10 protein-coding genes and 3 pseudogenes are annotated in these 10,943 nt (G+C 44.6%); all 13 read left to right on the forward strand.

Features of this window, described 5'->3' with window-relative positions; genetic code table 11:
- The first annotated feature begins 77 nt into the window (after positions 1-77).
- The 13 genes and pseudogenes from JCM10519_RS09140 (at position 78) to efp (ending at position 10,846) form a co-directional block, all read left to right on the forward strand.
- A pseudogene (locus JCM10519_RS09140) lies at positions 78-1,665 on the forward strand (peptide chain release factor 3).
- A 57-nt stretch (positions 1,666-1,722) separates the two neighbouring features.
- On the forward strand, positions 1,723-2,175 hold the full coding sequence (locus JCM10519_RS09145) for a GatB/YqeY domain-containing protein (RefSeq protein ID WP_054738715.1): 453 nt from the start codon (positions 1,723-1,725) through the stop codon (positions 2,173-2,175).
- A gap of 70 nt (positions 2,176-2,245) precedes the next feature.
- Positions 2,246-3,650 (forward strand): annotated as a pseudogene (gene pepV / locus JCM10519_RS09150) (dipeptidase PepV).
- A gap of 383 nt (positions 3,651-4,033) precedes the next feature.
- The gene (locus JCM10519_RS09155; protein WP_054738808.1) at positions 4,034-5,056 is read left to right on the forward strand and encodes an ATP-binding cassette domain-containing protein; all 1,023 of its coding nucleotides are present in this window, start codon (positions 4,034-4,036) and stop codon (positions 5,054-5,056) included.
- Positions 5,046-5,711: an ABC transporter permease subunit gene (locus tag JCM10519_RS09160; protein WP_054738717.1), complete on the forward strand. Its 666-nt coding sequence runs from the start codon at positions 5,046-5,048 to the stop codon at positions 5,709-5,711. The genes JCM10519_RS09155 and JCM10519_RS09160 overlap by 11 nt, the downstream gene beginning before the upstream one ends.
- Positions 5,712-5,992: 281 nt before the next feature.
- Positions 5,993-6,616: a MetQ/NlpA family ABC transporter substrate-binding protein gene (locus JCM10519_RS09165; RefSeq protein ID WP_347843699.1), complete on the forward strand. Its 624-nt coding sequence runs from the start codon at positions 5,993-5,995 to the stop codon at positions 6,614-6,616.
- 299 nt (positions 6,617-6,915) lie between these two features.
- Positions 6,916-7,263 carry a hypothetical protein gene (locus JCM10519_RS09175; protein ID WP_054738721.1) on the forward strand — a complete coding sequence of 116 codons (348 nt, stop codon included), beginning with the start codon at positions 6,916-6,918 and terminating at the stop codon, positions 7,261-7,263.
- Positions 7,260-8,090 (forward strand): DUF975 family protein, encoded by an 831-nt coding sequence (locus JCM10519_RS09180; protein ID WP_054738723.1) that lies wholly within the window; start codon positions 7,260-7,262, stop codon positions 8,088-8,090. The genes JCM10519_RS09175 and JCM10519_RS09180 overlap by 4 nt, the downstream gene beginning before the upstream one ends.
- A gap of 52 nt (positions 8,091-8,142) precedes the next feature.
- Entirely contained in the window at positions 8,143-8,403 is a 261-nt protein-coding gene (locus JCM10519_RS09185; RefSeq protein ID WP_054738725.1) for a YlmC/YmxH family sporulation protein, read from the forward strand.
- 173 nt (positions 8,404-8,576) lie between these two features.
- Positions 8,577-9,029: a transcriptional regulator NrdR gene (gene nrdR, locus JCM10519_RS09190; RefSeq protein ID WP_054738727.1), complete on the forward strand. Its 453-nt coding sequence runs from the start codon at positions 8,577-8,579 to the stop codon at positions 9,027-9,029.
- Positions 9,030-9,036: 7 nt separating this feature from the next.
- Entirely contained in the window at positions 9,037-9,606 is a 570-nt protein-coding gene (locus JCM10519_RS09195) for a YqeG family HAD IIIA-type phosphatase (RefSeq protein WP_054738728.1), read from the forward strand.
- A gap of 142 nt (positions 9,607-9,748) precedes the next feature.
- Positions 9,749-10,211 (forward strand): annotated as a pseudogene (gene aroQ, locus JCM10519_RS09200) (type II 3-dehydroquinate dehydratase).
- Between the two features lie 77 nt (positions 10,212-10,288).
- Positions 10,289-10,846: an elongation factor P gene (gene efp, locus JCM10519_RS09205; protein WP_054738730.1), complete on the forward strand. Its 558-nt coding sequence runs from the start codon at positions 10,289-10,291 to the stop codon at positions 10,844-10,846.
- The last annotated feature ends 97 nt before the right edge of the window (positions 10,847-10,943 follow it).

Genomic DNA, 10,943 nt, shown 5'->3' on the forward strand with positions numbered 1-10,943 from the left:
GAAAGAATCTTGACTTGTGATTAGAATCATACTACAATAGACAAGATCTAGACGTAAATTTTGGAGGAACTATTTTTGTGAATATAGCGGAAGAAATTAAAAAGAGAAGAACATTTGCCATTATTTCCCATCCGGATGCGGGAAAAACTACTTTGACCGAGAAATTTCTGCTTTATGGAGGTGCCATTAATCTGGCCGGAACCGTAAAAGGAAGAAAAGGCGCCAAGCATGCTGTTTCCGACTGGATGGAGATAGAAAAGGAGAGAGGAATTTCCGTCACCTCCTCTGTTTTGCAGTTTAATTACGACGGGTTCTGCATCAACATTCTGGATACACCAGGCCACCAGGATTTCTCTGAGGATACCTACCGTACCCTTATGGCGGCCGATTCCGCTGTCATGGTCATTGACGGTTCCAAAGGTGTGGAGGCTCAGACCATCAAGCTGTTTAAAGTCTGCGTTATGCGTCATATCCCCATTTTTACATTTGTGAATAAGATGGACCGGGAAGCAAGGGATCCCTTTGAACTGATGGATGAGATCGAGGAAGTCCTTGGGATCAGAACCTGTCCGGTCAACTGGCCCATTGGCTGCGGAAAGGAATTTAAAGGGTTTATGACCGCTTTAAAGAAACCATAACCACATTCCGGGCCACATCAAACGGCCAGAAGGAAGTAGAGGCAACAGAAGTCCAGCTGGGAGATGCCCAGGTGGATGGCTGATCGGAGAAAGCTATCACCAGCAGCTTATGGAGGATATCGAGCTTCTTGACGGTGCCAGTGATGAGTTGGATATGGAACGGGTCGGAAGGGGAGATTTATCTCCCGTATTTTTCGGTTCAGCTCTTACAAACTTTGGGGTGGAGACATTTTTACAGCATTTTCTTCAGATGACGACCTCTCCTCTGCCAAGACTGACAACAACAGGAGTTGTGGACCCCTTTGAAGAAGATTTTTCTGCTTTTGTATTCAAAATACAGGCCAACATGAATAAGGCCCACAGAGACCGTATTGCATTCATGCGGATCGTATCCGGCAAGTTTCATGCAGGCATGGAGGTCAATCACGTGCAGGGCGGAAAAAAACTGCGCCTGTCACAGCCGCAGCAGATCATGGCCCAGGACAGGAAGATCGTGGAAGAGGCCTATGCAGGTGATATTATCGGAGTTTTTGATCCGGGCATTTTCTCCATTGGAGACACTCTTTGCAAATCAAATGAAAAATTTGAATATGAGGGAATCCCTACCTTTGCGCCGGAGCATTTCGCAAGAGTGCGGCAGATGGACACCATGAAAAGAAAGCAGTTTATCAAAGGCGTAAACCAGATCGCACAGGAAGGTGCCATTCAGATCTTCCAGGAGTTTAATACAGGAATGGAAGAGATCATTGTGGGAGTCGTGGGAGAACTGCAGTTTGAGGTATTGACCTATCGTCTGGAAAATGAGTACAATGTGGAAGTAAGACTTGAGAAGCTTCCATATGAATATATCCGATGGATCGAGAACAGGGATGAAATTGATGTGGCTAAGATTCAGGGCACGTCTGATATGAAACGGATCAAGGATTTAAAAGACAATCCACTTCTTTTATTTGTCAACAGCTGGAGCGTTGGCATGGTATTGGATCGCAATCCGGGACTAAAGCTTTCTGAATTCGGCCACAACTAAGATGCCGGGAAGCAGGTGACGGTTTAATAAGAATAAAATATAAGGAGGCAGCAGACAATGAGTAAAATTGATGAAGTAAGGGCAGCCATGGTAGAGGCGATGAAGGCAAAGGACAAGCAGAGAAAAGATTCCTTATCCATGCTTCTTTCTGCGCTTAAGAATTTTGAAATCGATAAAAAGGATCACACCCCTATTACAGAGGACGAGGCCAATGCGGTAGTAAAGAAGGAAATCAAGCAGACTCAGGAAACTCATGATCTGGCGCCTGAAGACAGGACAGACATCAGGGAAGAAGCTGCGTTTCGTATTTCCGTTTATAAGGAATTTGCTCCGGAGGATATGGGAGAGGAGCAGATTAAGGAGATCATCCGTTCTGTCCTTGCGGAACTTGGAATTGAAGCTCCCACTGGAGCGGATAAGGGAAGGATCATGAAGGTCCTGATGCCCAAGGTGAAAGGAAAAGCGGACGGCAAGGCGGTAAATGAAGCACTGGCATCTATGATGAAATAAGAAACACCCTGCGGGTGTTCCTGTATATCCAAAAAGACGGGCGGAAATTAAGAAAAAAGAGGTGTGGATCATGTATAGGAAAGAAATAGAAGAATATATAGAGTCACATAAGCAGGAAATGATAGAAGACATCTGTACGCTATGCCGCATTAACAGCGAAAAGATGCCCTACAGGGAAGGGATGCCCTATGGGCCGGGAGCGTTTGATGCGTTGAATGAAGCTCTGGCCATGGCGGAATCCTATGGTTTTTCCATTACCAATTATGATAATTATGTTGGAACGGCAGACTTAAACCATAAGGAGCACCAGCTTGATATCCTGGCCCATCTTGATGTGGTGCCGGCTGGAGAAGGCTGGAAGGAGACGGAGCCTTTTGAGCCGGTAGTAAAGGGAGATAAATTATTTGGCAGGGGAACAGCAGATGATAAGGGCCCGGCTGTTGCGGCGCTTTATGCCATGAGAGCAGTAAAAGAACTGAATATTCCCCTTAAGAAAAATGTGCGGCTGATCCTTGGAACTGACGAGGAGTGCGGAAGCTCGGACATCGAGCACTATTATGCCATAGAAAAGGAAGCTCCAATGACCTTTTCTCCTGACGGCTCCTTCCCTGTTGTGAATACGGAAAAAGGCGGCTTAAACGGCCATTTTACCGCAGAATGGACTGTCTCTGGCCAGCTTCCGAAGCTGGTGGGCTTGGAGGCAGGAGCCAAGGTAAACGTGGTACCAGGGAAGGCCAGTGCAGTTGTGGCAGGCATTGATGCAGAAGCTCTTGAACATGCCGCAGCAGAATGTGAAAAAAAGGACGGGAATCCGTTTTGAGCTGAAAATGGATGAGGATACAGCAACCATTACTGCTATCGGTGAAAGCGCTCATGCTTCTCTCCCTGAGGAAGGAAATAACGCCCTGACCGGACTTCTTTTATACTTAACAGAGCTTCCTCTGGCAGAGTGTGAGCAGATGACCATGATCCGCCGCCTTTTAGAGCTGATTCCTCACGGGGATACTTCAGGAGAGGCTTTGGGAATTGCAATGGAAGATGAGCTTTCCGGCAGCCTGACTCTGGCATTCAGCCTTTTAAAGGTGACAGAATCCGGTCTGGAGGGAACCTTTGACAGCCGGTGCCCGGTCTGTGCCACAGAGGAAAATGTTCTGGCGGTAGTAAGAAGGAACATGGCGGAAAAGGGCTTTACCCTTCATAATGATTCCATGAAGCCGCCTCATCATGTGGATGGAAATTCCGAATTTGTAAAGACCCTGCTGAGTGCTTATGAAAGCTATACAGGCCGGAAAGGTGAGTGTGTATCCATGGGTGGCGGTACCTATGTTCATGCATTAAAGAACGGCGTTGCTTTTGGCGCTTCCATGCCGGGGACTGATAACCGGATGCATGGGGCCGATGAGTACGCAGTCATTGAGGAACTGACCGTAAGTGCGAAAATATTTGCGCAGGTGATTGTTGACTTGTGTTCATAAAAATCGTGTTTTTTATTTTAAATTTATAAATTAGTATTGACAAAAACAGGAAGAGAGCGTAAAATACGCCTCATAAAGGAATTCCTAGTTTGCCTATAGGAATCAGTGGGAGGAGTAGCTGCCATGAACCAGTGGAAAACCATGCAGATGAATATGAACCAGATGAGCGGCATGTGTATGATGATGTGTCGTGTATCAGAGTGCATAAAAATACGATAATCATTTCATTTGTATGGATTGTGATTGGAATTCGCTGAGAGCAGCAAAACGCGGAAATTTTAAAGGTCGCAAGTCTGTGCAGGGCTTGCGGCCTTTTTGTACCTTAAAGAAACAACCCTTTATGCCCAGAAAGATGGGCAGGAATGAAGAAAGGAAATGGATATATGCAGTCAGCAGAACCTATTATCCAGCTGGTGGGACTTGGAAAAGAGTTTCGTACCGCTAACGGCCCGATTAAGGCCCTGGACGATATCAACCTGTCTATTGAACAGGGGGAGATATTTGGAATTATCGGTTTAAGCGGAGCCGGAAAAAGTACTTTGGTCCGCTGTATCAATTATCTTGAAATACCAACATCCGGAGATGTACTTTTTGAAAACAAGAGCCTGACCGCTATGCGGCCGAAGGAGCAGAGACTGGCCAGACAGTCCATGGGAATGATTTTTCAGCAGTTCAACCTGCTGGCCCAAAGAAACATCTTACAAAATGTCTGTTTTCCTCTGGAAATCGCCAAGGTCCCGAAAAAGGAAGGATTAAAAAGAGCTATGGAGCTTTTGGAAATCGTTGGGTTAAAGGACCGGGCCAAGGCTTATCCGGCCCAGCTGTCAGGAGGACAGAAGCAAAGAGTCGCCATTGCAAGAGCCCTGGCAACCAATCCCAAGGTTCTCCTTTGCGATGAGGCTACAAGCGCTTTGGATCCGAATACCACAAAATCCATACTTGGACTTTTAAAGGATATTAATAAGTCCATGGGGGTTACCGTAGTTGTTATCACCCATGAGATGTCGGTAATAGAAGCCATTTGTGACCGGGTCGCGATCATTGACCAGAGCCATATCGCAGAGGTGGGAAGCGTTACGGAAATATTCTCTGAGCCAAAGTCGAAGATCGGCAGACAGCTTATTTTAGGGGATGCAGCGGAACGGGTCAGCTGCTTCGGCGGCTCCAGAAGGGTCCGGATTTCCTTTGACGGACGGTCTTCCTTTGAACCGGTACTTGCCAATATGATATTGGCCTGTAAGGTCCCGGTAAACATTATGCATGCAGAGACCAGGGATATTAACGGAACCGCTATGGGACAGATGGTCATCCAGCTTCCGGAGGAGGAAGTGGATCAAACCAGGATTCTTAATTATTTGAAGACAGCGGGAATCACACATGAGGAGGTGAAGGATTATGATCTTTGATGCAACCGTTTTGCAGATGCTTAAAACAGGCATATGGGAAAGCTTGTACATGACATTTACCTCATCCTTTTTTTCATACCTGATTGGAATCCCCTTAGGCATTATACTGGTCGTTACGGATAAAGACGGGATTTACCCTATCCCCTGGTTTCAGCGGATACTGGGGCTTGTTATAAACCTGCTCCGTTCCGTGCCGTTTATCATCTTACTTATTATGGTGCTTCCTATTACAAAGGCTATTGTGGGTACTACCCTGGGAGCAACGGCTGTGATCCCGCCTTTGGTAATAGCTTCCGCACCCTATGTAGCAAGAGTCGTGGAAGCCTCCTTTAAGGAAGTGGATCCAGGTGTGATCGAAGCGGCAAAATCCATGGGTTCCTCCACCTTTCAAATCATTTGGAAGGTCCTTCTTCCGGAGGCAAAGCCTTCACTTTTAGTGGGAGCAGCCCTTTGTATTACCACCATACTGGCCTATTCCGCCATGTCAGGCTTTGTAGGCGGAGGCGGACTTGGAGATATTGCAATTAAATACGGATATTATCGCTATCAGACGGAGATGATGTTCATTACCGTAGCAATTCTTGTCATCATTGTACAGGTTATCCAGGAAGCGGGAATGAAATTTTCCAGAGTGAGCGACAAGAGAATTAAATAGTAACTGCCTAAGGCGTTACCATAAAAAAATTTAAGGAGGAAAAATTATGAAAAAAATCACTTTATGTACTTACGGCAGCACTGTTAGTAGCAGGAGCGCTGACCGCATGCTCAGGAAGTAAGGGAGCACCGGAAACAACTGGGGCAACACAGGCTGCATCATCTGAGGAAACAAATGCAGAAGAAACAACGGCAGCAGAAGCATCCGGTGAACTGGAGAAAATCGTTGCCGGCGCAACTCCTTCTCCTCATGCAGAGATTTTAAATGCTGCAAAAGATATCCTGAAAGAAAAAGGCTTTGAGCTGGTTGTCAAGGAGTATACGGATTATGTGCAGCCAAACCTGGCTCTTGAATCCGGAGACTTAGATGCGAACTATTTCCAGCACAAGCCATATATGGATCAGTTTAATGAGGAAAAAGGAACCGATCTTGTAAGTGCGGCAGCCATTCATTATGAGCCCTTCGGCATTTATGCAGGAAAGACCGATTCCATTGATAAGCTTGCTGACGGAGCCCAGATCGCAGTTCCAAATGACGTTTCCAACGAAGCAAGAGCTCTTCTTTTACTGGCAGACCAGGGCCTGATTGAATTAAAGGAAGGCGTAGAGCTTGATGCAACCAAGAATGATATTGTAAAGAATGAAAAGAATTTTAAAATCGTTGAAGTAGAAGCAGCTCAGCTTCCCCGTTCCTTAGGTGATGTGGATGTGGCTGTTATCAATGGAAACTACGCCATTGAGGCAGGCTTAAAGGTATCTGATGCTCTGGCTGTTGAGGATGCCAAGTCTGTGGCAGCAACCCGTTACAGTAATATTATTGCAGTACGTGCGGGAGAGGAAAGCAGTGAGAAGACAAAAGCCCTTGTTGAGGCTTTGACAAGCGATACCATTAAAAAAGTTTCTTGAAGATACCTACGATGGTGCAGTAGTTCCTTCTTTCTAAATAAGAGATTTTTGCAGCAATGATAAATAGCCGTTATGGAGACAGCTTTGTGCCGCTTCCATAGCGGCTTTTTGAGGCAAAAGGTTGATGGCAGAAAATATTAATTTTACAGATAATGGAAATTATTGTATAATTGTCATATTGTGGTCGCAAGGACGTGACCATAATCGGATGGACGGCAGCAGAGAATGCTGCCTTTTATCAGAAGCTGCGTTGCATCTTCTGATAAGCCCATATTATGACAAAAAAGGAGATGATAGAAATGGATCAGGATAATCAAGATGGTTCCTGGCAGGAACCCCAGGATTTGGATCGCGATGCAGGATATAAGCAGCCTGAGAGGCCAGCCCAGAACAATATGGCACTTGCTTCTCTGGTCATGGGGATTCTTGGGATTATTACCTCCTGCTGCTGTTACGGAGGCTTGATTTTTGGAAGCCTTGGGATATTGTTTGCCCTGCTTTCTAAGACGGAAGACAGGTTTGAAGGCTATGCAAAGGCAGGCCTTATTACTTCCTCCATTGCATTTGTGCTGGTTGTATTAGTTGTTATCATATTTATTGGAGCTGTGGCAATAAGTGACTTGGGATTAGGAGGTGCGCTTTCGTGAAAACTTCATCATCAGAACTTAAAATGCGTGCAAAGCGGACCTTGAAAGGCAGATACGGCCTGTGCATTGGTATCCAGTTTATTGAATTTGCCATTCTTCTGGCAATATCTCTGGTGTATATTTTAACGTCATTTTCTTTGGGCTTGGTGAGAGATCCTTTTAATGACGGCGTACGCGGCATATCAGCAGGATATGTGGTCATGAAGGCAGGAGTTTATTTATCCTTCCTGGTAATTCTCTCTGTATACGGTCTTTTAAAGCCGGGTGTACTTAAGTTTTATCTGAATATGAGCACTGGCCAAACCGCCAGACTGTCTGATCTGCTCTTTGCTTTTCAGAACAAGCCTCATAGGTTTATAGGACTTTATTTTATAAATCTTTTGATAGGATTTGCATGGGGGATTCCCTACTTTGTAGTACTCTTTGTAGCATTCATCACTGATTATATACCGGTCATGGTGGTATTGCTGGTACTTACGTACCTGCTTCTGCTCATTGGAAGTTTTATTACAATGCTGTATTTATCCCAGTCCATGTTTCTTTTAATCGAGTCTCCGGATCAGAGGGTATTTGGGAGTCTTAAGGAAAGCGCGGCCATGATGAAGGGCAATAAGGGAGGTCTTTTTTTACCTTTCTATAAGCTTCATTGGGATGATAGTCCTGGGATACTTTTCCATGGGAGTCGGCTTCCTCTGGATCAGCCCTATATTCACGCCACCCTGACAGAGTATTATCTGGATCTTAAGGAGCGGCTTTCCTATAATTCCCCTAAAACAGGCGAAGAAGTCTCCTATGAGTCCATGTGGAACCAGGAAAATCAGTGGTAGAACCGTGTCATACAAAGGGGGTACGCATAGAATATACTAAGGAGGTGTATCTATGCGAATTTGCGATCTCAAACAAAAGGAAGTAATTAATATCTGTGACTGCAGACGCCTCGGTTATGTTGGTGATGTGGATTTTGACATGGAAACAGGCTGCCTTATAGCCATTATCGTACCAGGACCAGGGTGCTTTTGCGGCTTTTTAGTCAGGGAGAGAGAATATGTGATTCCCTTCTGCGACATAAGGCAGGTAGGGCCAGACATCATCCTTGTAAACGTGGATTTGGAGAAAGCAACGGAAAGATGCGGGATATAGGGAGGATGGGCTTGCAGAACTTTGGATTGTAAGTTATGATATATACAGGTAATTCGATTCGCCTTTGGCTCATCGAACGGCTGATTTACTAAGTTCAATTTCAATTGCCTTTGCATTTATTAAGTAAATTATGCCAATAATAATACAGTCCGTAAGACAGGAGGACCAGAAACGTGAAATGCCCATTTTGCAATGAAGCAGATACAAAGGTCATTGATTCCCGGCCGGCAGACGACAACAGCTCAATCAGACGCCGCAGACAGTGTGAGAAATGCGGAAAGCGGTTTACCACCTATGAGAAGCTGGAGACCATGCCTCTCATGGTAATTAAAAAGGATAATTCCAGAGAAGTTTATGACCGTTCCAAAATAGAATCAGGAATTCTTCATTCCTGCCATAAGCGGCCGGTATCATCCCAGCAGATTGATTCCATGGTAGATGAGATAGAGACCCAGGTTTTTAACCGTGAGGAAAGGGAAGTAGAAAGCACGGTGATCGGAGAGCTTGTCATGAAAAAGCTGCAGGAAGTTGATGAGGTGGCCTATGTGCGCTTTGCTTCCGTATACAGGGAATTTAAAGACGTGAGTACCTTTATGGAAGAAATAGGAAAATTGTTAAAAAAGTAGGAGATTTATGTTTAAGGTATTTTATCCGGATGAAGATGCAGCTTCTGCATATGACATATCCTTTGAAAAATTATATAAGAACGGGATCAGAGGCGTGATTTTTGATATTGACAATACTCTGGTGCCCCATGATGCGCCTGCAGATGAAAGGGCAAAGAAGCTGTTTTTACGTCTGCATGAGCTTGGGATGGAAACCTGCCTTCTTTCTAATAACAAAGAGCCGAGAGTGGCTACCTTTGCCAGGGCTGCGGGTGGTTCCCGCTACATTTATAATGGAAACAAGCCCGGAAGAAAAGGATATCAAAGAGCGATGAAACTCATGGGAACGGATGCGAAACATACGGTTTTTGTGGGAGATCAGCTTTTTACCGATGTTTATGGGGCCAAGAGAGCCGGGATCCGCAGCATTCTGGTTAAGCCGATTCATCCGAAGGAAGAAATCCAAATCGTTTTAAAGAGATATTTAGAAGCAGTTGTACTATATTTTTACCGCAGGGATAAGAAAAGAAAAAAAAGTGAACAGCATACAGGTAAAATAAAATTCCTGGCGGGTAAAAGACAACCTGGCAGGTTATAATACGGATGAGACGGTCCGGACAAGCCGGCTGATCCGGGCATACAGGAAATTACAATAAGAGATCCATGACTTGCTGACAGGAAGAAACACCTTTGGTATTTTTATGCCCATAAAGCATGGATTGAAAGGTGGTAGAAGGAATATGAAAATTCTTGTATTAAACGGACCGAATCTGAATTTTTTGGGAATTCGTGAAAAAGGGATATACGGAACAGAGGATTATCATGCACTGGTATCCATGCTGGAAGAGAAAGCCCAGAGAGAAGGTCATGAGCTGGAAGTCTATCAGAGCAATTATGAAGGCGGAATCATTGACAAGATTCAGGAGGCGTATCACAATGGAACAGAAGATTATCATCAATCCCGGAGCATTTACCCATTACAGCTATGCCATAAGAGATGCCCTGGGTTCTGTGGAGATGCTTAAGGTTGAAGTCCATATATCCAATGTCCATAAAAGGGAGGAGTTCCGCCATACATCGGTGACTGCTCCTGTTTGTACCGGTCAGGTGGTTGGTCTGGGGCTTAAAGGATATGCCCTGGCAATGGATTTTTTTAACAGGAAAATAACCGCTCTGATTCAAAGAAAAGGGAGATATTTGTAAAAAACGGTTGAAAATGTATTTGTTATAGTATAGAATATAAAAGGTTAAGAAGAGAAATTCAAGGAGGAATATCATTTATGATATCAGCGGGTGATTTTAGAAACGGTATCACATTGGAGATCGAGGGTACTGTTTATCAGATTATGGAGTTCCAGCATGTAAAACCTGGAAAGGGTGCTGCATTCGTAAGAACTAAGATTAAAGATGTGTTAAACGGCGGCATTAACGAGCGCACATTCCGCCCGACAGAGAAGTTCCCACAGGCAAGAATCGATAGATTTGACATGCAGTATCTGTATGCTGATGGAGATCTTCATAACTTTATGGATACGAACACCTATGAGCAGATAGCGTTATCTCCAGATGTGATCGGTGATGCGTTAAAGTTTGTGAAAGAGAATGAGACGGTTAAGGTATGTTCTTATAATGGTAAGGTATACTCTATAGAGCCTCCATTATTCGTGGAGTTAGTTATTACAGATACAGAGCCGGGATTCAAGGGTGATACCGCTCAGGGAGCTACAAAGCCAGCTACGGTTGAGACTGGTGCAGTAGTATATGTTCCCTTATTTGTAGATCAGGGTGACAAGATCAAGATTGATACACGTACAGGTGAATATCTGTCCAGAGTTTAAAAAGAAAAGGACCGGGCAAACCGCAGGTCCTTTTAATTATTTGTGATATCGTGAAAACAACGTAGAAGAGATGATTCTCATATTCCTACGTTGTTTT

The sequence above is a fragment of the Clostridium sp. NkU-1 genome (assembly GCA_001312405.1).

Excerpts from the sequence above, each read along its gene's own strand:
- JCM10519_RS09145 (WP_054738715.1), top strand. The coding sequence starts at position 1,723 with ATGAGTAAAATTGATGAAGTAAGGGCAGCCATGGTAGAGGCGATGAAG.
- JCM10519_RS09155 (WP_054738808.1), top strand. The coding sequence starts at position 4,034 with ATGCAGTCAGCAGAACCTATTATCCAGCTGGTGGGACTTGGAAAAGAG.
- JCM10519_RS09160 (WP_054738717.1), top strand. The coding sequence starts at position 5,046 with ATGATCTTTGATGCAACCGTTTTGCAGATGCTTAAAACAGGCATATGG.
- JCM10519_RS09175 (WP_054738721.1), top strand. The coding sequence starts at position 6,916 with ATGGATCAGGATAATCAAGATGGTTCCTGGCAGGAACCCCAGGATTTG.
- JCM10519_RS09185 (WP_054738725.1), top strand. The coding sequence starts at position 8,143 with ATGCGAATTTGCGATCTCAAACAAAAGGAAGTAATTAATATCTGTGAC.
- JCM10519_RS09195 (WP_054738728.1), top strand. The coding sequence starts at position 9,037 with ATGTTTAAGGTATTTTATCCGGATGAAGATGCAGCTTCTGCATATGAC.
- efp (WP_054738730.1), top strand. The coding sequence starts at position 10,289 with ATGATATCAGCGGGTGATTTTAGAAACGGTATCACATTGGAGATCGAG.